The sequence below is a fragment of the Stenotrophomonas sp. YJH_SMC_4 genome (genome assembly GCF_059371575.1).
This window is the reverse complement of sequence record NZ_JCAFUR010000002.1, coordinates 488,093-514,254: the sequence shown is the minus strand read 5'-3', so window position 1 is coordinate 514,254 and position 26,162 is coordinate 488,093. Positions and strand designations below refer to the sequence as shown.

Genomic DNA, 26,162 nt, shown 5'->3' with positions numbered 1-26,162 from the left:
CTTGGTTGGCGCCTCGTGCCGACCAAGGTCGGCACCTACCAAAGCGTTGGTGGGTGCCAACCGTTGGTTGGCACCGATGCATCCGCCGGGCACGGTCCCGCGCTGCTCTGGTAGCTGCCAACCTTGGTTGGCTCCCTGTGCCGACCAAGGTCGGCACCTACCAGAGCGTTGGTGGGTGCCAACCGTTGGTTGGCATCTCCGCGCCATACCCACGCAGATGTCACATCCGTGCGCTAATCTGTAGCCAGGTCGCAACAGGGAGTCATCGCATGCACCGTGCTCGTCAGCATGCTGCCAGCCAGACCCGCGAGCGGCGCCACCGCCTCGCCCACGAAGCCGCCCGCCTGATGGCTGAAGGCGGCATCCGCGACTACCACCAGGCCAAGTTGAAGGCCGCCAGCCGGCTCGGCATCCACGACGATGCCTCCCTGCCCCGCAACACCGAGATCGAAGACGCCCTGCGCGAGTACCAGCGGCTGTTCTCCGGCCCCCAGCACGGCAACGAACTGCAGCGCCGCCGCGAGGCCGCCATGCGTGCGCTGGAGTTCCTGCACGGCTTCGCCCCTCGCCTGGCCGGCCCGGTGCTGGAGGGCACCGCCGACGCCAACAGCCCCGTGCAGCTGCACCTGCACAGCGACGACCCGGAAGCCGTGCACCGCTTCCTGGACGAACACGGCATTCCCGCCGAATCGCGGACGCGTCGCCTGCGCATGGATCGCGAGCGCAGCCTGGATGTGCCGGTGTGGGTGTTCAGTGCCGAGGAGCTGACCTTCGACCTGGCCGTGCTGCCCTACGATGCCCTGCGCCAGGCACCGCTGTCGCCGGTGGATGAGAAGCCGATGCGACGCGCGTCGGTGGCGCAGTTGCGGCAGCTGCTGGCCGAAGCGGAAATCACCGCGTATATCGGCGGGTGACGGTAGCGCAGCGGTGCCTGCCTTGGGTGGGTGCGGACCGTTGGTCCGCACTGTGCTTCGGGCATTTCGATGGCTGAGCGAAGAGCAGTCGAGCAAGCTCGCCTCTACAAAAGCGGTGTTACCTGCCCTGGCAGATGATGCCGATCATGCTCCCGCTACCAGACAAAACGGGTATCGCGCAGCGGATCGCTGAACAACCGCGGCAACCACGGGGCGGGAGCTCGCCGCGGATACTCCCGCATCATCTGTGCGTGCATGACCTGCAGATCCCGCAGCAACCAGGACTGGTAGTAGATGTCGTCGAATCCATCCGACCACCCGCTCTTCACACGCTCATGCTCGTCTGCCTCCAACGGCGGCATCTGGTCCAGCGGCACCTCCAGGACTGTCGACAGCGCCGCGTTGATCTGCGCGTTCTCAACCCCCGCCTGGCGCACGTAGTCCAATCGATCGAGGACCCGCCGGCAGTTGTACGGGAAGCACCCGCCCGTGGCGGTGATGTAGTCAGCAATATCCGCCAGCATGTCGGCTTTCAGCCGCCACACCACTTCGCTGTCCATCACTTGGCGTACCCGCATCGTGCGTAACGTGCTTGCCCGCACCTCTTCCGGCGTAGTGAACGGGGCCCCCGGCGTGCTGCCCGCGTGGCGCACCAGCACTATGCGATGGATCGCCTCGCTGGTGACGCCGTCGATGCGCAGCGCCGCTGCCTGAGGGTGCACGCGCGGCGGCGGCACGCCCAGCATCTGCCACAGGTACCACAGCACCAGCAGCAGACCGGCGATGCACAGCCCGCTCATCAGCGTCCACAGGTCCAGGTTCCGGGTGTAGTAGCGAAAGCGCGCCCGCCAGATATAGAACGTGCGATAGCTGACGATTCCACTTACCCATCTGTACATTGCCTTCTCCTCGGCAAGGACCCCGGCGCGGCGGGGTTCATTACGCGCACCACGCCGGGGCCGCATGGCTTACCAGCCGATGCCCACGCCGACGCCCATGCTGCGCTCACCGCTGTTGGTGAACGCGCCATTGAGGCTGAAGGTGGCCGAGCCCTTCTCGTTGAGCACACGCTGGTAGCCCACCGCCATCGCCGACTCACCCTCGCTGTAGCCCACGCCCGCACCCAGGCGGTTGTAGGTGGCCAGGCCGGCGGTGTTCATCGCCATCGCGGTCTGCGCGCTGCTCATCGCCGCCATGCGGTTGAAGCGCTTGTCCATCTTGTCCAGGCGACGCTCGAAGGTGCTGATCGCGCCATCGGTGTACTCGTTGGCACGGGCCAGCATCTTCTCCAGTTCAGCGGTATCGACCTGGGGCTTCGGGGTGTCCTCCTTCGTCTTCGGCTGCGGTGCAGGTTTCTCACCCTCGCCGACCGACGCCACCTGCTGGCCGCCTTCGGCCTGCGGCACCGGCGCTTCCGGCTCCGGCACCGAAGCCACCGCCATTGCCTGCGACTGCGGCGCATCGATGCGCTGCTCCAGCCCGTCCATGCGGCCGTTGAGCTGCTGCTGCATCGAGTGCAGCTGGCCGCCATTGACTGCATCGCGGCTGCCGGCCGCAATCAGGCCATTGGCCACGTTGGAAATGACCATGCCGTGGGTTCCGGCCAGGGTGAGCTGGTTGAGACCGTCGGCGCGGACGGAGGGCGTGTCCTGGAACACGCTGCGCAGCTGCGACTCGACCTGGTTCACGCGCGAGCGGTTGCTGACCACTGCGCCGTCGAGTGCTTCCAATGCACCATTGAGCGTGGACTGGGACTGGCCCTGCACGGTGAAGCTGGGGCCGACGATGTTGCCGTTGGCATCGACTTCACCGCCGAGCGCGGACAGCGCACCGCGCAGCTGGCCGACGGTGGCGGCGTTGTGGTTGGCGGTGCCGTTGGCGATGTTTACGAGACGGCGCTTGATCCCAACACCACCAAATGACGCGACTCCCTCTTCATCTGCTTGGGAGCCATTTCCAAGTGCTAGCGAGCCGTGCGCCCCGCTTCCGACTCTTGCGCCAGCACCAATTGCGACACCCTCATTCGCGCCGCCCGCGTCTCCGCCGACCTGTGCACCGACTCCCATTGCGAATCCATTCGCAGAATCCACAGAGACAGTCGCCGCTCTACCAATTGCGGTCGAGTTCTTTCCCATGGCCCCCGCAAACGTCCCTACCGCAGTTCCTCCCTCTAGGCCCGTCTTCGCCGAATTTCCCAACGCAACGCCTGCCACACCCGCTTCCGCGCGTTCACTGAAGGGCGCTGACCCGATACTCACAGACTGTGCGACGTCCTCAAGTTCCGAGACTCGGCTGTTGGTCCCATAGAGCTGACTGCCGCGCACGACGTCCGAGCTGTCAGCCGACAGCTTCGCCTCCGCCACGCCAGTCAAACGCGCACCACCGAAATCAATCGGACCGCTCGCATCCAATCCACGCATCGCCTGCTGCCCCGTCTCCCTCTCCTTGCGCATCGCCTCCAGATCATTCCGATTCTGCGAGATCTTCTGCTCTGCAGCGTACAACTGGCTGCCAGTCACGGCATCACGGCTTCCTGGCGCTACCCGACCGTCAGCCAAGTTGGTCAGCACCATGCCGTTCGCGCCACTGAGCGCGATCTGGTTCATGCCATCGGCACGGGCCGACGGCGAGTCCTGGAAGATGGAGCTGAGTTGATCTTCCACCTTGTCCGCGCGGCGGCCTGCGGTGATGACGGCGCCATCAAGCGCCATCAGTGCGTCTTCGACCGTGTTCTGCGTTCCAGCCTGCACCGAGTAAGTTGGGGCGATGATATTGCCGCTGGCATCCATGCCTGCGCCAGCGCCGAGGGTGACGAGTGCGTCCTTGAGCTGAGAAACCGTGATCGCGTTGTGGTCGGCGGTGCCACGAGAGACATTCACGAGCCGACGTCCCACACCAGAGGCCCCAAAGGACGCGGTCCCCGCTTCGGTAGCTTCGGAACCCGCTCCAAGCGCAAGAGATTCATCAGCTGTTGCGGCAACCTTTGCACCAGATCCGATCGCGACGCCGTTGTTTGCGTGTACGTTCGATCCTGCTCCCATTGCAAATCCATTGGCTGCCCCCCCCGCGACAAGGGATGCGCGGCCAATCGCTACTCCATTTCTCCCAAGTGAAGTAGAGAAGGCACCTACTGCCGTTGCACCCTCAGCACCAGCCTTTGCAGAATCACCGATTGCGACGCCAGCCTGCCCGGCCACAGCATCCCTACTGAACGCATCCACTCCGACGCTTATGTACTTTCCTGCACTTTCCAAAGCCCCCAAGCGGACGTTTGTCGCAAATAGCTGACGGCCCGAAACACCATCGCTACTGCCTGCACTCAAATCCCCATCCGATACACCATTAATTCTTCTATTCTCATTCTTGTTGTTACGGACGTCCAAAAGCGTTCCGCTGTTCTCCTCACCTAGACGTACATTGCCGGTTGCCGACACCTGCCCCACCAGGCCACCCAGCGTCACCGCCTGAGCCAGTGCCTTGCCTGCTTCCACCTTGGCGGTGTCCGCAGCGGCCTGTGCCTTGGCGACATTCTCGTTGGTCGTGTTCAACTGCCTGCCGGTCACCGCTTCAGCACTGGACGTGCTCAGCGTGCCGTCGGCCACACCAGTCAGCTTTCGACTAGCATTCGCGCTATTGCGCACATCCAGCACCGTTCCGCTGTTCTTCTCACCCAGGCGGACATTGCCGGTTGCCGACACCTGCCCCACGAGGCCGCCCAGCGTCACCACCTGAGTCAGCGCCTTGCTCGCATCAGCTTTGGCCTCTCCCGCAGCGGTCTGTGCCTTGGCAACATTCTCATTGGTCGTGTTCAACTGCCTGCCGGTCACCGCTTCCGTGCTGGAGGTGCTCAGCGTGGCATCGGCCACACCGGTCACCTTGCGGTTGGCATTGGCACTGTTGCGGACATCCAGCGAGGTACCGCTGTTCTTCTCGCCCAAGCGGACACTGCTGGTGGACGAAGTCTGGCCGATCAGGCCGGTCACCGTGGTGACCTGGGCCAGCGCCTTGCTGGCATCAGCCTTGGCCGCATCCGCAGCGGTCTGCGCCTTGGTGACATTACCATTGGTCGTGTTGAGCTGGCGTCCGTTCACAGCGTCGGTGCTAGTCGTCGTCAGCGCGCCATCGGACACGCCGCTCACCTTGCGCGTGGCCAGCACCGCGTTGCGCATGCTGACTTCCGAGCCGGTGTTGCTGTTGGCGATGCGTACGATGCCGCCTGCGGAATCCTGCTTGATCATGCCGTCAACCCGCTCGTTCATGGCATGCAGCTGCTTACCGGTGACCGCATCGGTGCTGGAGGCGGTGACACGACCATCGGCCACGTTCACGATGCGACGGCGCACCGAGGCGCTGCCTACCGACACCGTATTGGCTTCCGTGGCCACCGAGCGGACACCCAGGGCTACAGCGCCCTGTGCGGACACAGACGCCGCATAGCCCAGCGCAACGCCGTCGATGTACGCGCGCGTATCGCCGCCGATGGCGATGGCACCGGTGTAGCCCAGGCTTCCCGCACGGGCACCGCCACCGATGGCGACACCACCCGTGCCTGCACCGGTGTCGACCATTGCCTTGGCACCAAGCGCCACCCCACCAGCACCGTTTGCGATCGTGCTCGCGCCCAGGGCAACTGCGTCCTCCTGCTGCGCCACGGAACTCAACCCCAGGGCGATGGCATTTGTACGGCTGGCAGACGCCTTTGCACCAACCGCCATCGAACCCGCGGCCGAAGTGCTGGAGTTGGCACCGAGCGCAAGGGCATCCACGCCACGCGACGACGAGCCGCTGCCGAGTGCGATGGCATTTGCTGCCCTGGCCTCTGCCTTGTTCCCCAAGGCAGTGGCACCAATGTAGGCGGCATAGGCATTGGCACCAACGGCCACGTTGTGGCCGCCATCAGCGGTGGTTCTGGCGTTGTAGCCCACCGCCACGCTATCCACGGCATAGGTGCTTGCCTTGAATCCGAAGGCAGCGCTGTTCTGACCGTTGATCCGGGCACCAATGCCAAATGCGGTGGTGTTGTCGCCTTTCATGTTCACGCCTGCACCGTAGCCAAGCGAGTTCAGGCCGTTGGTCAGTGCATAGCCGACGAACATGGTGTCGTCATAGCGGCCAGCAATGGGCGAGCAGGAAACAAACTCGCCATTTCCCAGATTGAAGGGATCGCACCCAATGTAGTAACGGGTCTTGGCGTGCGCATCCCCGCCCGCCAACAGCAGCGCGACCATCAGCAGTCCACCGGCGCCGGTTGCGCGGCTCGATTTCCTGCCACAGGGCCTGGTCAACTCGCTGGCCACCTCCCAGCAGCCTTTGGCGTGATTCCAGATACGACGATAGATTCGATTCATGTGTTTCTCCTTAACAGGACAAGGAAAGTGAGGCCCCGTTCCGGGCACGGGGCGGGCAAAGTGCGGGCTCAGGTCGCCGTCGGTTCGATCGTCCGCACGTGTTCGCGATAGCCATCGCGGGTGAGCCGGTAACGCAGTTGCAGCGAGTTGCCCGGCTGAAGCTGGAACGGCAGCGTCAGTGCGGCATCGGGATAGAGGCTGTGCGACACGGGGTGTGGCGTGCAGGTGCCCGCGGCCGTGCACTCCTCGGCACCGATGATTCCCACGCGCAGCGTGCCGGTGTTGTGCAGCGTGTTGTCCTGGAGGCGCAGGTCCACCACACCGTCGTCGGGGGTGACGTTGACCAGCGCCCCCCAGACCAGGCTGACGCCGATGTTTGCCTGTGCGCCTTCGCCGTCTTCGAGGGGAGCGTCATCCGGCCCGCGCACGCCTTCGAAGTAGAGGCGGTAGGCCGTTTCCTTCTGGACCTGCTGCAGCGGAATCACCCGAATCAGCCGGTTGCCGCCGCCGGAAAGTGCGAACTTGCCGGGGGTGATGGCAATCGCCGCATCCGAGGCTTCCATCTCCTGTTCTTCTTCGGCAGGCGTGGCAGGATTGACGATGCGCCGCAGGCGGGTCTGCACGTACTGCGGAATGGTCGACTGCGAGTACACGCGGATATGGGTGCCGCGCTTGGCATCCACCGCTGCGCGCATCGGGTGGATGGATAGATTGGCGTATGCCGGCAGTGCAAGCAGGGCGCTCACCGGCAGCAGGCAGAACAGCAGCTTCTTCATGGCAGGCTCCTCGGGATCAGGGTTTGGCAGTGGGGACATCGAGCACCACGGTCAGCTCGCCCTCGTACAGGCCGGGGCGCTGGCTGGCGATAGGGGTAGGCGGTGTTTCCAGGGTCAGCGGCGTGGGCACGCAGTACACCGGCTGGCTGATGCCCGGCAGCATCACCAGCCGCAGCTGTGCGCTGTCGATGCCGCGCAGCTGCTGCTTGACGTTGTGCTTCATCGCCAGGCGGTGGCCGCCGTAGTCCAGGTGGACGCGGTAGTCCAGGCGCTGGCTGGCATCGCTGCCGCCATCGCGGTGCCAGAGCGAGAAGTCCGACCCTGCAGGTGGGCGTGGACCGCTGTCGCGAACCGTGACGTCGAGGTATTCGCTCTGCGAACCCAGGCCGTCGTACAGGCACATATCCAGCTGTTTCCTGCCACCCACCACCTTCTGGATGGGGTCGTAGCGCAGATCGAGATTGACCAGCGGCGCGACGGTGTCGAAGGTCGGGAAGTAGATCGAGATCGCGTCGTAGTCGGTGACGGTGAAATCGAAGTTGAAGGTGGCTGTGGCGACGGGTGCTGCGGCGGGGTCGGCCTTGATGTTCAGGCGCATCGTGGCCTTCCAGTGGCCTGCGACAAGCTTTGCGATCTCGCTTGCAGGAATATCCAGTTTTGCGCCGGTTCCAAGTGGCTGGTCGACCGTACAGATGAACCATGATGCGGCGTGCAGCATTCGACGCGTGCCAATGTCCTCCCAGAAATCGAGTCCGCAAGCACGCCCAGACATCGCCCTCTGCAGGTAGCCGAGTACGCGAATCTCCGCACGCAATCCTGTCCGCTCCTCAACGAGCTCCAAACCGATCTCGGTCACTCCTGGAACCTGGGTCAAAGAACCCTCCGTCGGGCACCGACCGAATTCACTGTCAGAAGCAGACTCACAAACCACATGGATCTGCCCATACTTCAGCGCCAGGTCGTGACTGAATCCCAACACCGTCCGCGGCGCCCACAACTCCACATCACCGGGTACCGCCGAGCGATCCCAGCTCATCACGATGTCCCGGCTCTGGTCGGCCGGATGCGTTTCTGGCGGCCACTGCGCCCACGCCCGCGGCATCACCAGCACCAGCGCACACACCAGCATCAACACGAACATCCAACGCCGGTTCATGGCGTACCTCCTGCAGCAGCGGTCCGGGGCGTGGCGGCAATCAACGCGCGTTCCTGCAGCAGGCGGGTCACGCGGGCCTGCTGGCGGATCTCGGCCGGCAGCTGGGCCACGGCCAGCGGCTCGCAGTGCACGGCACCGACCAGCAGCACCACCTGGCGGCGCTCGCGCACCTGCAGCGGGCAGTGCAGCAGGCGGTCGTCCTGCAGCAGGTACAGCGTCGTTTCGCGACGCGGGAAATCGGCGACGAAGCCGCCGTTGGCGCTGGTGCCGGGCACCGGCGCGTTGAGAATGCGGGCGCCGCCCAGCGGCGCACCGGCCAGGTCACGGGCATGGCCGATGAAGGTGTAAGTCACTTCGATCGGCACCGGCATGCGCATCAGCTTGCCGGGCGTGAGGAACATCGGTCGTGCACCGCCCACGCCGGTCACGCGGATGGCGGCGATGCTGTCCAGCGTGCTGGCGTCCTGCACTTCGGCACGTTGCGATTGATAGGCCGGTAGTGGCAGCAACCGGCGTTCACCGATCTGCAGGCGTTGCCTGCGCAGCCCGCCCACCTGCAGTTCGGCGGCCACGCCGCGCAGGTCGGCGTCATCGGTATCGGCCACCTGCACGGCAAGGCCGGCATCGGCGCCGTTGGCACCGCTCCAGTAGAAGCCGCGACGGCCGAGCGCGAAGCCGGAACTGTGTGCGCCGCTGTAGCCGGTTTCGCTGCGGCCACGCTGCTGGTAGCGCGCCACGCTGGCGCTGGTGTGGCCGACGCCATTCTGCAGCTGGCCACCCAGTGAAGCGCTGTAGCGCTCGTTGTTGTTGGCGCGCAGCTCGCCGGACAGCTCGCGGTACTGTGTATCCAGTTCCTGGCGCAGGCTCTGGCCAACGCTGTAGTCGATCGCCGGGCGCTGATGCTGCGGCTGGCGCACATCCACGGCATAGCGGCGCTGCCCATCACCGGCAGCGCCGCGGTGCCGACGGCTCAGGCTGAGGTTGACGTAGATGCCACGGTCGCGCTCGGTACTGCCACGCACGCTGTCGGTGCTGTTCTGCCGCCACACGCCCACGCGCGTGGAGACACTGAAATCCTGCCAACGGTGGCTGCGGCTGAAGCTGGCCTGCCAGGTGCGGCTGAGCAGCGGCTCGCGGCGCGGTTCCAACGGCCCCGGCGGCAACAACGGCTCAAGCCCGAACAACGGATCCTGCTCGAACGCCGGTCGGTGCCAGCCGGTGCGCCAGGTCTGGCGCCGGGTGTAGCCCACGTAAACATTGCCGCCCGCCAGCGGCAGCGACATCGAACCACTGAGCGCGTTGGTGCACCCCAACTGGTCGCGCGCCTCGGCCTCGAACTGGCAGGCCTTGCCACGCATGCGCTGCTGGTAGAGGTTCCACGACGCCGTGCGCCGGTACGACAGCTGGTGCTGCTGCCCATTGCTGCCGTCGCTGCCGCGCATGCCGCTGAAGGTGACGCGGACTTCCTGCGTGGCCATCACCCGGCGCAGGTCCAGGCGCAGCTCACCGTAGCGGTGCCCGCCGAACGTGGCGGCACCGGCGGTCATGGCCGCGTCGCGGCCCAGCGGCACGCGCACGCCGGCCATCGCGATGCGCTCGCCATCGAAAGCATCGCTGCGGCGTTCGTTGCGGTGGCCACCCTGCACGAACCATTGCCACTGGCTGTTGGTCCAGTCGCCGCCCTTGTCGAAGGGCGCCTCCTCGGTGCGCACCAGCACACCGTCCTCGTAGATGCGCATGCGGACCAGGTAGTTGCCGAACGGGAAATTGCGGGTGTCGATCTGGTTGATGCCGGCCTGCAGGTAGAAGGTCTGCAGCAGGCGCTCGCCATCGAATACGTCCACCCGCGCATCGCGCGCCAGCAGCACGGTCAGCGGGCTGGCCTGCACCGCCGCGTCGGTGTCCACATAGGCCTGGGTGGTACCCAGGCGTGCGCCCTGGAAGCGGTCCAGCGGCAGCATGCTGAAGCTGAAGGTGCCGCCCTGCGGGCTGGACAGGTTGCGGCGGTCCATGCGCCCGGCCTGCAGGTAGTGCGCCGGCCCCAGGTCGTGGCGGTAATAGACGTTGTCGAACTGGAAATCGTCGTCGCTGTGGCTGCGATAGCGCTGCTGGTTGTAGTACCACTCGGCCGACAGGTGGCCGCGTTCGAACAGGCCCAGCGTGCCGACGCCGCGTGCCGACAGCGACTGGTAGTCACGGCCACCACTGAGGTTGAGCGTCTGCTGATGCAGGAACGCGTTCTCGGCATTGGCGGTGACCGTGTGGAAACGCTCGGCGGCAGGCTTGCCGGGAATCCACTGGCGCGCCACGAACAAGCGCACCGCGCCCTCGCCTTCGTCATACAGCGCGCGCACCTCGTCGGGAGCTTCCGGCGGATCGATGTAGCCGCAGCCGGCACTGGCACCACCGAAGCGGCAGGCCAGATGGCTGTTGCGCGGCAGCGGCTGCGACAGCGCAGGCAGCAGGGCGGCCTGCGCCTCGGCAGGCAGGTCCAGTGACTGCAGCACGCGCGCGGGATCTTCCAGCTGCACGTGCTCCAGGGTCACGCGCACCGGCGACAGCCCGGCCGAGCGGCCGAACAGCTGGATGTCGAGTTGTTCGGTCTGGCCTTCGACCAGATCTTCAAAACCGGGCGGGACGCCGCGCGCGGCCGCCAGCGGAGTGGACAACGCCAGGGCGAGCGCGACCGCCAGCCGGGTGACGGCGGGGGCGTGTAGGGTCATGGGGGCACCGCTGCAAGCGGCCGGCCCGGGATGCGGGCCGGCGCGGGGGATTACGGCGTAGCCGCCTTCTGGTTCAGCACGACGTTGACCAGGCCGCTGTACGCGCCCTTGGTGAGGATCGGCGCCGGCGTGGTCTGTGCGATGGTCAGCGGCATCGAGATCGAGGCGCCCGGGGTCGAGCCCGCACCGTTGAACAGGTCAGTTGCCTTGTACTCGATGGCGGCTGCACCCAGCGCGCGGTTGTTCAGGCTGATGGTCATCGGCACGGTCACGGTGCCGGTCTCGTTGGCCAGGAAGAAGCTGCCATCGATACGCGCTTCGATATCCGCCTTGTCATCGTTGGAATGGATACGCACGCGCTGCGTGTTCGGAATCAGGCCACGCAGCGGATCGTGGGTCAGGGTGACCATGTCCGGCAGCGGGGTGCCGTCATCGCGCAGCAGCGCCAGGGTCGGGTCGACGTCGGCGTAGACGGAGATCTTGGTTTCCACGGCGTGCGCGGACAGCGAAGCAGTGGCCAGCGCTGCAGCGAGCGCGGCCTTCTTGATAATGGCGTGCATGGGTGTCTCTCTCGGACAGGGGGAATATGAAAGCCCCCCTCCCCTAAGGAGAAAGGGAGGGAGGCGCCGCCCGCAGAGGTGGTTGCGGGCGACGGAGAGAATGTTAGGAATCCATTGCCATGCAGGCCATTCAAGCATTCCTAAAACGTTGGAGGTTAAGGAGGATTCTTGAAGGCGCTCAATGTTTGAGGGTTATGCAAACTCCCTCACTGCTTGAATGCAATAAACCTCATTGCCTTGGGTTTGTAGAGTCGGCTGTTAGTCGACTGCTCTTCCGATACTGCGCGAAGCACACACGCTGCGCGCGTGAGTCGAGTACGGCTCGACTCTACAGCGGGTCATCCACGCATGGCGTGGATCTGCTGGATGGCATCAGGCCGCCCTTCGGCGGCCTGATGAGACATCGCGTTGGCGCACGATCAGAAGAAGATCGCGTACAGGATCAGCAGCGGAATCGGTACGCCCAACAACCAGAGCAGAATCATTTTCATTGCAGGTCTCCTTGCGTGGAAGGCGGGTTACAGATCGCGGCGGCGGCCGCCCCAGGTGGCGCTGAGGCTGGCGAAGAACGCACCGATCAGCAGGGTGATGAACAGCCACAACGCGGCATAGGCGGTCGCCTTTCGGGCATCGTCGGCGGCCTGCTTGGCGGTGTTCCTGGCCTTCTCCAGCGCCGCACGCATGCGCGTCTGCACATCGGTCACGCGCGCCTGCGCTTCGGCCGGGCTCATGCCGGTTTCGCGCGCGATCAGCTGCGCCAGGTACTGGGTGTCGGCCGGATCCAGGCCATCGCCCTGCAGGCTGTTGACGATGATGCGGTTCACTTCGGCACGCACTTCGCGGCGGTCACCCATCGGGCCATTACCCGGCATCGGGCGCGGCGGCAGGCCTACGCGCACATCGCGCGGCCCGACGCTTGCAGCCGGCGGCGGTGGGGCCGGATCTGTCGCCGCCACGCCGGACGCTGCATCAGGCGCGCCCGGGGCCGGCGGCGCGCCTGCAGCTGCCGGACCCGCATCGGTAGCGTTGCGGAACAATGAATCCACCCAGTAGTTGAGGTCGCCTTCCGGGGCCGCCGCGGCAGTGCTGCCCGCGCCCGCGGCAGCAACGCCGGCCGTGGATGCGGCAACGCCCGCGGCGGCACCGGCCACCTTTGCGCCGGCGCCCAGCACGCCACCGATTGCCGATGTGAGCAAGCCCGCGGTCAGCAGCGTGGCGACGGCCCACGACACGAAGCCATGCGCGGTATCGCGGAAATAGGTTTCATCGCCATGGATCTGCGTCCACTTGGTACGCAGGCGGCCCGCCAGATAGCCACCCAGGCCGGACGCGGCCAATGCGGTGAAGGTGAGCCAGATGATGCTGGACCAACCGAAGGTCTCTTTGCTGACGCCTTCGAACGACCATGGCGACACCGACGACAGGCCGAGGCCAACACCGAGGATCAGCAGGATGAGGGAGAGTGCAGCGGCAGCGGTGGCGCCAGCGAAGATCGCGCCCCAGGAAACGGCGCTTTCGCTGGGAGGGGCGACGATCGGGGCGGTGACGACGGCGGCGACGTCAGGGCCGAGCGGTCCGCGCTCGGGTGGGTCGAATCGGGTACTCATCGGGATGGACGCTCCATTTCAGGTGCTGCGGATGCAGCTGGCGTCCTGAGGCTGCGCGAGCGCTTGTGAAGCTGGCGAGACCCTTGAATCACGCGGTCTTGGCACGATGAAGCGCGTGCCAACCAAGGTTGGCACCTACCGAAGGCGGGTGCGGCGGTAGATCCGCGCCATGCGTGGATGGGAAAGCGTGCCAACCAAGGTTGGCACCTACCGAAGGCGGTTGCGGTGGTAGATCCGCGCCGTGCGTGGATGATTTTTCGCGGGCGCCGAAATCGTGCGGACCAACGGTCCGCACCCACCAGGTCCGCTCAAAAAAAAACGCCCCGCGGATGCGGGGCGTTCTCGGCACAACCTACGCGGGGCGATCAGCCCTGGTAGTCGCGCACGTCGCTGCCGGTGTAGACCTGGCGCGGACGGCCGATCTTCATTTCCGGATCAACCTGCTGTTCCAGCCAATGCGAGACCCAGCCGGAGGTACGGCCCAGGGCGAACATGACGGTGAACATTTCGGTCGGGATCTGCAGCGCCTTGTAGATGATGCCGCTGTAGAAATCGACGTTCGGGTACAGCTTGCGGGCGACGAAGTACTCGTCCTGCAGGGCGGCCTGTTCCAGCTTCACGGCCACGTCCAGCAGCGGATCCTGCACGCCCAGCTGCTTGAGCACCTTGCTGGTCATCTCGCCGATGACCTTGGCGCGCGGGTCGAAGTTCTTGTAGACGCGGTGGCCGAAGCCCATCAGGCGGAAGCCGGAGGTCTTGTCCTTGGCCTTGACCACGGCGGACTCGACGTTGTCGGCGCTGCCGATTTCTTCCAGCATCTTCAGCACGGCTTCGTTGGCACCACCGTGGGCCGGACCCCACAGCGCTGTGACACCCGCAGCAACCGACGCGTACGGGTTGGCACCGGTCGAACCGACCAGACGCACCGTCGAGGTCGAGGCGTTCTGCTCGTGGTCGGCGTGCAGGATGAACAGCAGGTCCAGCGCCTTCACCACGTCCGGGTTCAGGTCGTACTGGCCGTCAGCCGACTCGAAGGTCTGCTTCAGGAAGCGGCTGACGTAGTCCAGCGAGGTGTCCGGCTTGTTGGCCGGCAGGCCCTTGCCATGGCGGTAGATCAGCGCCGACAGGGTCGGCACCTTGGCGATCAGGCGCACGGCGGCCTGGCGGCGCTGTTCGGCGTCGGACAGGTCCAGCGAGTCGTGGTAGATGGCCGACAGCTGCGCGATTGCAGCGGCCAGGATGGCCATCGGATGGGCATCCTTGGCGAAGCTGCCGATCAGGGTGTTGATCGACTCATCGACGTTGGCTTCGGCGGTCAGCTCATCGGTGAAGGCCTTCAGCTGCTCGGCGCTCGGGCGCTCGCCGTTGATCAGCAGGTAGGCCACTTCGACGTAGCTCGACTTTTCCGACAGCTGTTCGATCGGGTAGCCGCGGTACAGCAGCACGCCCTTGTCGCCGTCGATGTAGGTGATGGCGGACTTGCAGCTGGCCGTCGCGGTGAAGCCGGAATCGTAGGTGAAGAACCCCGTTTCCTTGGTCAGCTTCGCGATGTCGACGCAGTCGTTGCCAAGGGTGGGTTTGATGACGGGCAGAACGACCGACTTGTCGCCGGCGTTGAGCGTGACCTGATCAAGATCGGACACTGTGTGCGCTCCTTCATGGGAAGGCGCCTGCCCAAGCGCATTGGTCAGGCACGTGAATGACGTCCTCGGCCTGTGCCGGGGATCAGGTCATTATCGCACAGCAGCATTTGCCCGGCGCTAGACAGAAGTCGTATACGACAGGCAGCCAGACACCGGCCATTGAGCGGCCCGGATCGGCAAAAGCGTTGTCACACGAACGCAGTGTTCCGCCCATCCAAACGCCCGTTGGGTTGGCGTTGGGGAAAAACAAACGGCCGCGCAGAGCGCGGCCGTTGGTTCGAAGCTGGATCGACAGATCAGCGCGCGTAGCGCTTCTGGAACTTGTCGATACGGCCCGAGGTGTCGATGACCTTGTGCTTGCCCGTGTAGAACGGGTGCGAAGCCGAGGAAATTTCAACCTTGACCAGCGGGTATTCGTTGCCGTCTTCCCACTGGATGGTTTCCTTCGTCGCCATGGTCGAGCGGGTCAGGATCTTGAAATCGGAGGTGACGTCATGGAAGACGACGTCGCGGTAGTTCGGATGGATATCGGCCTTCATGGGCTCACACCGTAAATGGGCTGGTGGTCAAGAGCGGCATTATAAGCACCGGTTGCCGCCCGGGGCAACCGGTGCCGGTCAATCGACGTCAGTCCGCACCCAGGGCCTGGCGCACCAGGGCCTCGAAACGCTGCTGGTCGTAGGCCATCAGCAGATCGCAGTTGTCCGGCTGGCCGGTCTGGCGGTTCCAATCGACGATGGTGGCGCCGCGGCTGAACGTGCCGTTCAGCTCCACGTTCAGCGGGCGCGACTCGACCCGCAGCTGCCCTTCGGGGTTCAGCGCCCAGGCCATGGCCACCGCATCGGCGGTGTACCAGCGCCCGCCCTTGCTGTCTTCGGACAGGCCACGGGTCTTGCGCGAGATCAGTTCGTAGAAGCGGGCGCGATCGGAATCGGCCTGCAGCCACTTCTCGGCGTCCTGCAGCGGCAAGCCATGGGCGACGGTGGCCTCCCAGTCCGACACCAGCAGGTGCTTGAACGAGGTGAACACCACGTGCGCCGCTTCCGGGTCGAACGCAATGTTGAATTCGGCCGCCGGGGTGATGTTGCCGTGGCAGGTGACCGCGCCGCCCATCACCACGATGCGCTTGATGCGCTCGGGCAGGGTCGGGTCCAGCTTCAGTGCCAGGGCAAGGTTGGTCAGCGGGCCCAGCATCACCAGCATCAGTTCGCCGGCGTGCTCGTGCGACAGGCGCAGGATGGCCAGTGCGGCGTGTTCGGCTTCAGCCTGGCGGCTCGGCGGCGGCAGGTCCACGTCGCCGTAGCCGTCACGGCCATGCACGTGGGCAGCGTCAACGGAGGGATGCAGCAGCGGATCCGGGCTGCCGGCAAACACCGGTACGTCGGTGCGGCCGACGATGTCGCAGAGCTTGAGGGCGTTGCGGACGGTGTACTGCAGGCCGACGTTGCCGGCGGCGATGGTCAGGGCGACCACGTCATGCCGTTCGTCGGCAAAGGCCATCAGCAGGGCCAGGGCGTCGTCCACACCGGGGTCGGTGTCGATCAACAGGGGGATCTTGTGGGTCATCGTTGCCGTCTTCAGATCGGCAACGAAGTGTGGACCGGGATGATGACCGTTGCAAGTACGGGGGTTGGGGTTCGGCAGGGCTGCGCCCTGCACCCGCCGAATCAACGGCAAACGCCGAATCAACGGCAAAAGCTGGTTTCCTGAGGGATGGCGGGGTGGATCCGGTTGCGGGGGACGCTGCAAGTACGTCCATGTAAGCTCGGTCGCCGCATCCATGCGGCTCACGCCCCCGCAACCGGATCCACCCCGCCTTCGACAGATTTCCGCGGCTGTTGATGGGTGTCGACCTTGGTCGACACATCCATGCAATGCGTGGATGAACATGGAAATGATCCAAAGCGCTGTCTGTAGAGTCGAGCCTTGTCCGACTCCCGCGCGCAGCGCGAGGTAGATCCACGCCATGCGCGGATGAGCATCCCGGAAATGGGGTCAGAGCCCTTTGCTGCACAAAGGGATCCGACCCCTGGGTACTTACGCCGAGGCGTAACGCACGGCGGTGCCGATCCAGCGCTGCACCACACGATCGGCCAGCGTGGGTTGCTGGTCCAGCAGGCGCTCGGCCAGGTCATGCACGCCGGGCAGCAGGCCGGCGTCACGGGCCAGGTCGGCGATGCGGAAACCGGCCAGGCCGGTCTGCCGGGTACCCAGCAATTCACCGGGACCACGCAATTCCAGATCCTTCTCGGCAATGACGAAACCATCGTTGGTTTCGCGCATGGTCTGCAGGCGCTCGCGTGCCATCTGCGAAAGCGGTGCCTGGTACAGCAGCACGCAGCGCGATACCGCAGAACCACGGCCGACGCGGCCGCGCAGCTGGTGCAGCTGGGCCAGGCCCAGGCGCTCGGCGTTCTCGATCACCATCAGCGAGGCGTTCGGCACATCCACGCCCACTTCAATTACCGTGGTCGCCACCAGCAGGTCGATGTCGCCGGCCTTGAACGCCACCATCGTCGCCAGCTTTTCGGCGGCTTTCAGACGGCCATGCACCAGCCCCACGCGCACGCCCGGCAACAGCGCCTGCAGCGATTCGTAGGTGGCCTGCGCCGGGGTGGCATCCAGTTCTTCGCTTTCCTCGATGAGGGTGCACACCCAGTACACCTGCCGCCCTTCCTGGCAGGCCAGTGCGATGCGCTCGATCAGCTCGGGACGACGATCATTGTTGAGCGCGACGGTCTGCACCGGGGTACGGCCCGGCGGCAGTTCGTCGATGGCCGACAAATCCAGGTCCGCGTATTCGGACATCGCCAGCGTGCGCGGAATCGGCGTGGCGGTCATCACCAGCTGGTGTGGCACGCTGTTGCCGCCCGCGCCCTTGTCGCGCAGCGCCAAGCGCTGGTGCACGCCGAAGCGGTGCTGCTCGTCGACGATGGCGAGCGCCAGATCCTGGAACACCACCGCCTCCTGCATCAGCGCGTGGGTACCAACCACCACCTGCGCTTCGCCGCTGGCGACCTGCTCCATCACCTTGGCGCGCGCCTTGCCGGTGACTTTGCCGGCCAGCCAGGCGATGCGCACGCCGAGCGGTTCCAGCCAGCCGCGCAGGTTGTTGAGATGTTGTTCGGCCAGCAGCTCGGTGGGCGCAGCCAATGCAACCTGCTTGCCCTGCTCCACCGCCAGCATCGCCGCCAGCGCGGCGACCACGGTCTTGCCGGAGCCCACATCGCCCTGCACCAGCCGCAGCATCGGGCTGGGCCGCGCGAGGTCTTCGCGAATCTGCTTGAACACGCGCGCCTGCGCGCCGGTGAGCGCAAACGGCAGCTGCTTCAGCAGCGCCTTGGCCAGTTTGCCGGGGCCGGCCAGCGGCGGCGCATGGTGTGCCTGCAAGGCAATGCGCTGGCGACGCAGGCTGAGGTGGTGGGCCAGCAGCTCTTCCATCGCCAGGCGGCGCTGCGCCGGGTGGGTGCCGGCGGCCAGCGCGGCCAGATCGGCATCTGGTGGCGGCCGGTGCACGGTCAGCAGCGCGCTGCGCAGTGACGGCAGGCCGAGGCCATCGAGCCAGCCGCTGGGCAGCAGTTCCAGCGCGCTTTCCTCGGGCAGGCGGTCCAGCGCCTGGCCGATCAGCTTGCGCATGGTCATCGGACCGACGCCTTCGACGGTGGGATACACCGGGTCGAGGCGGTCGCCGAGTTCGGGATCGTCGTTGCGGCCGAGCACCTGGTAGCTGGGGTGGACGATTTCCAGGCCGAGCTGGCCCGGTTTGGGCGTGCCGAAGCAGCGCAGCCGGTTGCCGACCGCGAACTGGCCGACCTGCTGCTGGCGGAAGTGGAAGAAGCGCAGCACCAAAGTGCCCCGCCCTTCGTCTTCCACCGCCACTTTCAGCATCGGCCGGTAGCGCATGCCGCGCTCGACCGCGACCACCCGCCCTTCCACCTGCGCCGGTACGCCGTTGCGCAGGTCTTCGATGCGGGTCAGCCGGGTCCGGTCTTCATAGCGCAGCGGCAGATGAAGCCAGAGATCCTGCAGGGTGGCCAGGCCACGCGCCTGCAGTTTGGCGGCCACGGCCGGACCGACGCCCGCGAGCATCGCCAGGGATGCTTCGCCGGACGGTGACAGGACCGGGGTGACCGCCGCCTTGCGTGCCACGTGGCGGTCAGTCGATGACCATCACCGCGTCGACCTCGAAGTTGGCGCCCTTGGGCAGGCCGGAGACTTCGATGGTGGAACGGGCCGGGTACGGGGCCTGGAAGTAGTCCTGCATGACCGCGTTGACCTTGGCGAACTCGCCCAGATCGGTCAGGTACAGGCCCAGACGCACGACCTTGTCCAGCGAGCCGCCAGCGGCTTCGGCCACGGCCTTGAGGTTGTCGAAGGCGCGGCGGGCCTGTGCTTCGACGTCGCCGGCGCCGACGATGTCGCCGGTGGCCGGGTCGAGCGGGATCTGGCCGGAGAAGTACACGGTGTTGCCGGCGCGCACGGCCTGCGAGTACGGGCCGATGGCGGCGGGGGCCTTTTCGGTGTTGATGATCTGGCGGGACATGGGTCGCTCCGGTGCTTGGGGGAAAACAGAGCGGTGATTGTACCGGCTGGGGGTGCATCCACGCATGGCGTGGATCTACCGCACCGCTCCGGTAGTGCCGGCCGCTGGCCGGCAACCTCATGAACATAGGAAGCACCGCGAAGTTGCCGGCCAGCGGCCGGCACTACCGGTCCGCGCAGGACCTACTGGCGGCGTACCGACTGCACGACCGACAGGCGGCGCAGGCGGCGCATCACTTCGGCCAGGTGGTTGCGGTCGCGTACCTGGATGTTGAACGCCAGCACGGCGGCGTTGAAGTCGCGGTCCAGGTAGTCCACGCGCTCGATGTTGGAATGGCTCTGGGCGATGGCGGCGGCCAGCTGCGCCAGCACGCCGGTGCCGTTCTCCACTTCCACCACCAGCGAAGTGTCGTAGTCGCCGGAAACGGTAGTGTCCCAGCCGATCGGCACCCAGCGCTCGGGCGACTTGCGCAGCTCGGCCAGGTTCGGGCAGTCCATGCGGTGCACCACGATGCCCTTGCCGGCGGTGTGGTAGCCCATGATCTCGTCACCGGGAATCGGCTGGCAGCAGCCGGCGAAGGTGACCACGCCGCGCTCGCTGCCGTTGATCAGGATCTTTTCCTGCGAATGGTGGCGCGAATGCGGGCCGCCACGCAGTTCGGCGTAGGCCATCAGCGCCTGCGCGGCCTGGGTCGGCATCCAGTTGCCCAGCGCGACCTCGGCCAGCAGCGCCTCCAGGCGCGGGAAACGATGCTCGGCCAGGAACGCATCCAGGCGCCCCTTCGGCAGCCGTTCCAGCGATGAATCCATCGCCTCCAGCGCACGGTCGAGCATGCGGTGGCCCAGCTGCACGGCATCTTCGTGTTCCAGCTGCTTGAGCTGGTGGCGGATGGCAGTGCGCGCCTTGCTGGTGACCACGAATTCCAGCCACTGCGGTTTCGGCGTGGCCGAGCGTGCGGTGATGATCTCCACCGACTGCCCCGACACCAGCTTGGTGCGCAGTGGCACCAGTTTCTTGTCCACGCGCGAGGCCACCGCCATGTTGCCGACATCGGTATGCACGGCGTAGGCGAAATCGAGCGCGGTGGAATTGCGCGGCAGGGCCAGGATCTTGCCCTTCGGGGTGAACAGGTAGACCTCGTCCGGGAACAGGTCGACCTTGACGTTGTCGAGGAACTCCAGCGAGGAGCCGGCAGCGCGCTGCGAGTCGATCAGCTCGACGATCCAGGCGTGGGCACGGCTCTGCGCGCTGTTGGGCGAATCGCCACCAAACTTGTAGGTCCAGTGCGCGGCCACGCCGCGCTCGGCGATCAGGTCCATTTCCTCGGTACGGATCTGCACTTCGATCGGCGAGCCATACGGCCCGAACAGCACGGTGTGCAGCGACTGGTAGCCGTTGGCCTTGGGAATGGCGATGAAGTCGCGGAAGCGGCCATCCAGCGGTTTGAAGGTGGCATGCACCGAACCCAGCGCGTGGTAACAGCTGGGCACGCTGCGCACGACCAGGCGGAAGCCGAACACGTCCATCACCTGGTCGAAGGATTTGTTCTCGTCGCGCATCTTGTTGTAGATGCTCCACGGGGTCTTGATGCGGCTGATCAGCCGATGCTCGATCCCCTCCTTGGCCAGGCGCTGCGACAGCTGCACTTCCACCTGCGCCATCGCCTCGCGGCGCACCACCGGCTGGCTGCGGATGTGTTTTTCAATGATGGCGTGGCGCCACGGGTAGAGCGCCTTGAAGCCGAGGTTCTGCAGCTCGCTCTTGACCAGGCTCATGCCCAGGCGCTGGGCGATGGGCGCGTAGATCTCCAGCGTCTCGCGGGCGATGCGGCCGCGCGCTTCGCGGCTCTGCGCGCCCAGCGTGCGCATGTTGTGCAGGCGGTCGGCCAGCTTGATCATGATCACGCGCAGGTCGCGCGACATCGCCAGCAGCATCTTGCGGAAGCTCTCGGCGGCCGCTTCCTGGCGGTCGCGGAACTTCAGCTTGTCCAGCTTGGTGACGCCGTCGACCAGTTCGGCCACGGCTTCGCCGAACTCGGCAGCCAGCGCCTCGCGGGTGAGCGGGGTGTCTTCGATGGTGTCGTGCAGGATCGCGGCGATCAGCGCTTCCACGTCCAGGCCGAGCTCGGCCAGCACCTGGGCCACGGCCACCGGATGGGTGATATAGGGCTCACCCGACTTGCGCGTCTGCCCAGCGTGCGCGGAGGCACCGACTTCCCAGGCACGGCGCAGCAGCGGCAGCTGTTCCGGCGGCAGGTAATGGGCGGCGCGTTCAAGCTGGAGGACGTAGTCGGGTACGGCGGCAGCGGGGGCTGCGGCGACCTTGGCAGTGGGGCCTGGGTTCATGCCCGAAGCCTATTCCAGCGCGACGTTTACGGCAAATCCTGAATGCGAAACAGCCCGCACGGGGCGGGCTGTTCGGCGATCCAGCAATGACGTTGATCGATGCGATCAATCGTCGTTCTTGGACATGTCTTCGTCGGCGACCACTTCGGCGGCAGCCCACTCCAGCGCTTCGCGCTCGGCGCGCTCACGCTCGGCCTTCTCGACTTCGTCGATCAGCGCGTTGTCGATCTTGCGGGCGGCGATTTCGCGCAGCGCCAGCACGGTCGGCTTGTCCTCGGTCTCGCTGTTGTCCAGCGTGGCCTGCACGCCGTTGGCGAGCTGGCGGGCACGCTTGGAAGCCATCATGACCAGTTCGAAACGGTTGTTAACGACTTCCAGGCAATCTTCTACGGTGATGCGGGCCATACGGGCTCCCGGCGACCGGTCGGCCGCTCAGTCGAATGAGGGAAAGGGGACGGAGTGTACTGGCAGGGGCTGGACAAAATCAAGCCAACCCCCACCCGATTCTTTTGGAATCAGTCAGTTGCACCCGGATCGGGGGTCAGCAGGGCCTGGATCAGGCCGGCGTGGCGGACCTTCTGGGCCTCCCGGCGCAGGCGGCTGGCGGTGAAGATGGCGCACAGCTCGTCCACGGCGGTGTCGAACACCTCGTTGACGATGACGTAGTCGAACTCGTTGAAGTGCAGCATTTCATCGCGTGCCGCGCCCAGGCGCTGGGCGATGACCGCCTCGCTGTCCTGGCCGCGCTTGCGCATGCGGTCCTGCAGGGCCTGCTTGGACGGCGGCAGGATGAACACGGTGACCGTGCCCGGCACCAGCTGGCGCACCTGCTGCGCACCCTGCCAGTCGATTTCCAGCAGCACGTCCTGGCCGGCGGCCAGCTGCGGCTCCACCGACTGGCGGGCAGTGCCCTTCCAGTCGCCGTGCACCCAGGCGTGTTCGAAGAAGTCGCCGGCGGCGATCATCTGCTCGAACTTCTCCGCAGAGACGAAATGGTAGTGCTGGCCGTTCACTTCACCCGGGCGCATCGCGCGCGAGGTGAAGGAGATCGACAGGGCGATCTGCGGGTCACGCGCCAGGGTGGCATTGACGATGCTGCTCTTGCCGGCACCGGACGGGGCGGCAACGATGTACAGCGTGCCGCGCGCAACGGCGTCCGACGGCTTCGACGGGGCGCTCATGCGGGGGATCCAACGGGTTGATTTCGCAAAATTTTTCCTCGGTGTTCCAGATCCGGCGCGGAGGATCGCGCCAGGACGGCGGGGGCTGCGCGGAACATCCTGGAACCAGGCCCGGCAGACGCTTTCCCCGGGGGGCGGGCACGCAACTTTACCAGAGCGGCCCCGTTGCGCGCCCGTCTGGCGGGCGCCGGGCCTTGTGCCACATGGGCGTACGGGGCCTGTGCTATAACCGGGCCGTACCCAACGACAGCCCGGAGGCCTGCGCCTCCCCGCCATCCCAGGAGAACGGCATGCCATCGATGAGCCGCCGCCAGTTCCTGAAAGTGACCGGGACAACCCTGGTCGGCTCCAGCCTGGCATTGATGGGCTTCGCGCCCGGCATCGCGCTCGCGGAGGTCAGGCAGTACAAGCTGACCCGCGCGACCGAGACCCGCAACACCTGTACCTACTGTTCGGTGGCCTGCGGCATCCTGATGTACAGCCTCGGCGATGGTGCCAAGAACGCCGAGCCGAGCATCTTCCATATCGAAGGCGACCCGGACCATCCGGTGAACCGCGGCACGCTGTGCCCGAAGGGCGCCGGCCTGGCCGACATCATCCACAGCAAGTCGCGCCTGCTCTACCCCGAGTACCGCGCGCCGGGCTCGAACGAGTGGAAGCGGCTGAGCTGGGACGATGCGCTGGACCGCATCGCGCGGCTGATGAAGGAAGACCGCGATGCCAACTTCGTGCAGAAGAACGAGGCCGGGCAGACGGTCAACCGCTGGCTGACCACCGGCATGCTGGCGGCCTCGGCCACCAGCAATGAAACCGCGGTGCTGACCCACAAGGTCGTGCGCTCCCTTGGCATGTTGGCATTCGACAACCAGGCACGTGTCTGACACGGCCCGACGGTGGCAGGTCTTGCCCCGACGCTAGGCCGTGGTGCGATGACGAATCACTGGGTCGACATCAAGAATGCCGACCTGATCCTGATCATGGGTGGCAACGCCGCCGAGGCGCACCCGTGCGGGTTCAAATGGGTGACCGAGGCCAAGGCACACAACAAGGCACGCCTGATCGTGGTCGATCCGCGCTTCAACCGCTCGGCCGCGGTGGCCGACGTGTACGCGCCGATCCGCACCGGTACCGACATCGTGTTCCTGGGGGGCCTGATCAACTACCTGTTGACCGAGGACCGCATCCAGCACGAGTACGTGCTGAACTACACCGACATGTCGTTCCTGGTGAAGGACGAGTTCGCCTTCAAGGACGGCCTGTATTCGGGCTACAACGAAGAGAAGCGCAGCTACGACCGCTCCAGCTGGGACTACGCCTACGGTGACGATGGCTTCGTGCGCAGCGACCCGACGCTGAAGGACCCGCGCTGCGTCTACAACCTGCTCAAGCAGCACTATGCGCGCTACACGGTGGAGATGGTCGAACGCATCTGCGGCACGCCGGCCAACAGCATCCGCCAGATCTGGGACATGATCGCGTCCACCGCCGGCAAGGACAAGGCGATGACCATCCTGTACGCGCTGGGCTGGACGCAGCACTCGATCGGCGCGCAGAACGTGCGTGCCGGCACCATGGTGCAGCTGCTGCTGGGCAACATCGGCGTGGCCGGTGGCGGCATGAACGCCTTGCGCGGGCATTCCAACATCCAGGGCCTGACCGACATCGGCCTGATGTCCGACCTGCTGCCCGGCTACCTGACCCTGCCGAAACAGGACGAGCAGGACTACGAGGCCTACATCGCCAAGCGCACGCAGAAGCCGCTGCGCGCCAACCAGATGTCGTTCTGGCAGAACTACCCGAAGTTCCACGTCAGCCTGATGAAATCGTGGTGGGGCGACGCCGCCACCGCCGACAACAACTGGTGTTTCGATTACCTGCCCAAGCTCGACAAGCCGTACGACATGTTGCAGGCGTACGAGCTGATGAACGAAGGCAAGATCCACGGCTACATCTGCCAAGGCTTCAATCCGCTGGCCTCGGCGCCGAACAAGGGCAAGCTGATCAGCGCGTTCTCCAAGCTGAAGTTCATGGTCAGCATGGACCCGCTGGAAACCGAGACCATCGCCTTCTGGCAGAACCACGGTGCGTTGAACGACGTCGACCCGAGCACGATCCAGACCGAAGTATTCCGCCTGCCGACCACCTCCTTCGCCGAGGAGAACGGCGCGGTGGTGAATTCCTCGCGCTGGCTGCAGTGGCACTGGAAGGGTGCCAACCCACCGGGAGAAGCGCGCAGCGACATCGAGATCATGTCCGAGCTGTTCCATCGCATCAAGGCGATGTACGAGAAGGACGGCGGGGCGTGGTGGGAGCCGGTGCGCGACCTGGCCTGGAACTACGCCAACCCTGAGGTACCCACGCCCGAAGAACTGGCGATGGAATACAACGGCAAGGCGCTGGCCGATGTGTTCGATCCGAAGGACCCAACCAAGCTGGTGCGCAAGGCCGGCGAGCAGCTGGCCGCATTCGGCGACCTGCGCGACGACGGCAGCACCGCCTCCGGCTGCTGGATCTACATCGGTGCCTGGGGCCCGACCGGCAACATGATGGCGCGGCGTGACAACAGCGACCCCACCGGCATCGGCAACACGCTGGGCTGGGCCTGGGCGTGGCCGGCCAATCGTCGCGTGATGTACAACCGCGCCTCGTGCGACGTCGCCGGAAAGCCATTTGATCCACGGCGCACGCTGCTGGCGTGGAACGGGAAAAACTGGGGCAGCGTGGACGTGCCCGACTTCAAGGCCGACGAAGATCCCGCCGGCGGAATGGGCCCGTTCATCATGAACCCGGAGGGCATCGCGCGCTTCTTCGCCAAGGCCGGCATGGCCGAAGGCCCGTTCCCGGAGCACTACGAACCGTTCGATACACCGCTGCGCAGCAACCCGCTCAGCCCCGGCCAGGCACTGACGCTGAACAACCCGGCCGCCCGCGTATTCGCCAGCGATCGCGCACAGATCGGTTCGCCGGACGAGTTCCCGCATGTGGCCACCACCTACCGCCTGACCGAGCATTTCCACTTCTGGACCAAGCACGGCAAGTTGAACGCCATCATCCAGCCCGAGCAGTTCGTCGAGATCGGCGCGGCGTTGGCCGACGAGCTGGGCATCAATAACGGCAGCCGCGTGCGGGTCAGTTCCAAGCGCGGCCACATCGAAGCGGTCGCCATGGTGACCAAGCGCATCAAGGCCCTGCAGATCGATGGCCGGACCGTGCACCAGGTGGGCGTGCCGATCCACTGGGGCTTCCTCGGTGCGGCCAAGCCCGGATACATCGCCAATACGCTGACCAACGCCATCGGTGACGGCAACTCGCAGACGCCCGAATCGAAGTGCATCCTGGTCAAGGTCGAGAAGGTGTAGGAGACAC

Annotated in this window: 17 protein-coding genes; 2 read left to right on the top strand and 15 right to left on the bottom strand. The window is 65.8% G+C overall.

Features of this window, described 5'->3' with window-relative positions; translation table 11 throughout:
- Positions 1-269: 269 nt before the first annotated feature.
- Entirely contained in the window at positions 270-914 is a 645-nt protein-coding gene (locus tag AC5P9F_RS05805; RefSeq protein WP_043034094.1) for a hypothetical protein, read from the top strand.
- Positions 915-1,069: 155 nt separating this feature from the next.
- On the opposite strand, the gene AC5P9F_RS05800 is transcribed toward AC5P9F_RS05805, so the two are convergent.
- The 15 genes from AC5P9F_RS05800 to gmk form a co-directional block, all read right to left on the bottom strand.
- A complete protein-coding gene (locus tag AC5P9F_RS05800) occupies positions 1,070-1,813 on the bottom strand; it encodes a hypothetical protein (RefSeq protein ID WP_111118230.1) in 744 nt (247 codons plus the stop codon).
- 69 nt (positions 1,814-1,882) lie between these two features.
- A complete protein-coding gene (locus AC5P9F_RS05795; RefSeq protein ID WP_111118229.1) occupies positions 1,883-6,262 on the bottom strand; it encodes an ESPR-type extended signal peptide-containing protein in 4,380 nt (1,459 codons plus the stop codon).
- Positions 6,263-6,330: 68 nt separating this feature from the next.
- Complete coding sequence (locus tag AC5P9F_RS05790) at positions 6,331-7,038, bottom strand: pilus assembly protein (RefSeq protein WP_043034091.1); 708 nt, start codon at positions 7,036-7,038, stop codon at positions 6,331-6,333.
- A 16-nt stretch (positions 7,039-7,054) separates the two neighbouring features.
- Positions 7,055-8,194, bottom strand: a complete 1,140-nt coding sequence (locus AC5P9F_RS05785) for a CblD like pilus biogenesis initiator family protein (protein WP_076739777.1) — start codon at positions 8,192-8,194, stop codon at positions 7,055-7,057.
- The gene (locus tag AC5P9F_RS05780; protein ID WP_111189054.1) at positions 8,191-10,917 is read right to left on the bottom strand and encodes a TcfC E-set like domain-containing protein; all 2,727 of its coding nucleotides are present in this window, start codon (positions 10,915-10,917) and stop codon (positions 8,191-8,193) included. Before AC5P9F_RS05780 ends, AC5P9F_RS05785 begins: the two co-directional genes overlap by 4 nt.
- 50 nt (positions 10,918-10,967) lie before the next feature.
- Complete coding sequence (locus AC5P9F_RS05775; protein ID WP_099524236.1) at positions 10,968-11,477, bottom strand: CS1 type fimbrial major subunit; 510 nt, start codon at positions 11,475-11,477, stop codon at positions 10,968-10,970.
- Positions 11,478-11,995: 518 nt separating this feature from the next.
- The gene (locus AC5P9F_RS05770) at positions 11,996-13,084 is read right to left on the bottom strand and encodes a membrane protein (RefSeq protein ID WP_012481150.1); all 1,089 of its coding nucleotides are present in this window, start codon (positions 13,082-13,084) and stop codon (positions 11,996-11,998) included.
- A gap of 365 nt (positions 13,085-13,449) precedes the next feature.
- On the bottom strand, positions 13,450-14,727 hold the full coding sequence (locus AC5P9F_RS05765) for a citrate synthase (RefSeq protein ID WP_005410870.1): 1,278 nt from the start codon (positions 14,725-14,727) through the stop codon (positions 13,450-13,452).
- Between the two features lie 296 nt (positions 14,728-15,023).
- Positions 15,024-15,266 carry a type B 50S ribosomal protein L31 gene (locus AC5P9F_RS05760; protein WP_005410871.1) on the bottom strand — a complete coding sequence of 81 codons (243 nt, stop codon included), beginning with the start codon at positions 15,264-15,266 and terminating at the stop codon, positions 15,024-15,026.
- 88 nt (positions 15,267-15,354) lie between these two features.
- Positions 15,355-16,293: a nucleoside hydrolase gene (locus AC5P9F_RS05755; RefSeq protein WP_005410872.1), complete on the bottom strand. Its 939-nt coding sequence runs from the start codon at positions 16,291-16,293 to the stop codon at positions 15,355-15,357.
- A gap of 471 nt (positions 16,294-16,764) precedes the next feature.
- Positions 16,765-18,876 carry an ATP-dependent DNA helicase RecG gene (gene recG / locus AC5P9F_RS05750; RefSeq protein ID WP_495231898.1) on the bottom strand — a complete coding sequence of 704 codons (2,112 nt, stop codon included), beginning with the start codon at positions 18,874-18,876 and terminating at the stop codon, positions 16,765-16,767.
- 7 nt (positions 18,877-18,883) lie between these two features.
- Complete coding sequence (locus AC5P9F_RS05745) at positions 18,884-19,270, bottom strand: RidA family protein (RefSeq protein ID WP_005410875.1); 387 nt, start codon at positions 19,268-19,270, stop codon at positions 18,884-18,886.
- A gap of 182 nt (positions 19,271-19,452) precedes the next feature.
- Positions 19,453-21,615 (bottom strand): RelA/SpoT family protein, encoded by a 2,163-nt coding sequence (locus AC5P9F_RS05740; RefSeq protein ID WP_005410876.1) that lies wholly within the window; start codon positions 21,613-21,615, stop codon positions 19,453-19,455.
- Between the two features lie 105 nt (positions 21,616-21,720).
- Positions 21,721-22,020 carry a DNA-directed RNA polymerase subunit omega gene (gene rpoZ, locus AC5P9F_RS05735; protein WP_005410877.1) on the bottom strand — a complete coding sequence of 100 codons (300 nt, stop codon included), beginning with the start codon at positions 22,018-22,020 and terminating at the stop codon, positions 21,721-21,723.
- A 110-nt stretch (positions 22,021-22,130) separates the two neighbouring features.
- On the bottom strand, positions 22,131-22,796 hold the full coding sequence (gene gmk, locus AC5P9F_RS05730; protein WP_005410878.1) for a guanylate kinase: 666 nt from the start codon (positions 22,794-22,796) through the stop codon (positions 22,131-22,133).
- A 290-nt stretch (positions 22,797-23,086) separates the two neighbouring features.
- Here gmk and fdnG point away from each other — a divergent pair, with 290 nt between their 5' ends.
- Complete coding sequence (gene fdnG, locus AC5P9F_RS05725) at positions 23,087-26,155, top strand: formate dehydrogenase-N subunit alpha (RefSeq protein ID WP_139338758.1); 3,069 nt, start codon at positions 23,087-23,089, stop codon at positions 26,153-26,155.
- The last annotated feature ends 7 nt before the right edge of the window (positions 26,156-26,162 follow it).

What these genes read in the sequence shown, in the direction of transcription:
- AC5P9F_RS05740 (WP_005410876.1), bottom strand. Translation starts at nt 21,615, where the DNA reads ATGAACCCAGGCCCCACTGCCAAGGTCGCCGCAGCCCCCGCTGCCGCC.
- AC5P9F_RS05770 (WP_012481150.1), bottom strand. Translation starts at nt 13,084, where the DNA reads ATGAGTACCCGATTCGACCCACCCGAGCGCGGACCGCTCGGCCCTGAC.
- AC5P9F_RS05805 (WP_043034094.1), top strand. Translation starts at nt 270, where the DNA reads ATGCACCGTGCTCGTCAGCATGCTGCCAGCCAGACCCGCGAGCGGCGC.
- AC5P9F_RS05775 (WP_099524236.1), bottom strand. Translation starts at nt 11,477, where the DNA reads ATGCACGCCATTATCAAGAAGGCCGCGCTCGCTGCAGCGCTGGCCACT.
- AC5P9F_RS05785 (WP_076739777.1), bottom strand. Translation starts at nt 8,194, where the DNA reads ATGAACCGGCGTTGGATGTTCGTGTTGATGCTGGTGTGTGCGCTGGTG.
- AC5P9F_RS05800 (WP_111118230.1), bottom strand. Translation starts at nt 1,813, where the DNA reads ATGTACAGATGGGTAAGTGGAATCGTCAGCTATCGCACGTTCTATATC.
- AC5P9F_RS05790 (WP_043034091.1), bottom strand. Translation starts at nt 7,038, where the DNA reads ATGAAGAAGCTGCTGTTCTGCCTGCTGCCGGTGAGCGCCCTGCTTGCA.
- AC5P9F_RS05755 (WP_005410872.1), bottom strand. Translation starts at nt 16,293, where the DNA reads ATGACCCACAAGATCCCCCTGTTGATCGACACCGACCCCGGTGTGGAC.
- AC5P9F_RS05760 (WP_005410871.1), bottom strand. Translation starts at nt 15,266, where the DNA reads ATGAAGGCCGATATCCATCCGAACTACCGCGACGTCGTCTTCCATGAC.
- AC5P9F_RS05795 (WP_111118229.1), bottom strand. Translation starts at nt 6,262, where the DNA reads ATGAATCGAATCTATCGTCGTATCTGGAATCACGCCAAAGGCTGCTGG.
- gmk (WP_005410878.1), bottom strand. Translation starts at nt 22,796, where the DNA reads ATGAGCGCCCCGTCGAAGCCGTCGGACGCCGTTGCGCGCGGCACGCTG.
- rpoZ (WP_005410877.1), bottom strand. Translation starts at nt 22,020, where the DNA reads ATGGCCCGCATCACCGTAGAAGATTGCCTGGAAGTCGTTAACAACCGT.
- AC5P9F_RS05745 (WP_005410875.1), bottom strand. Translation starts at nt 19,270, where the DNA reads ATGTCCCGCCAGATCATCAACACCGAAAAGGCCCCCGCCGCCATCGGC.
- AC5P9F_RS05780 (WP_111189054.1), bottom strand. Translation starts at nt 10,917, where the DNA reads ATGACCCTACACGCCCCCGCCGTCACCCGGCTGGCGGTCGCGCTCGCC.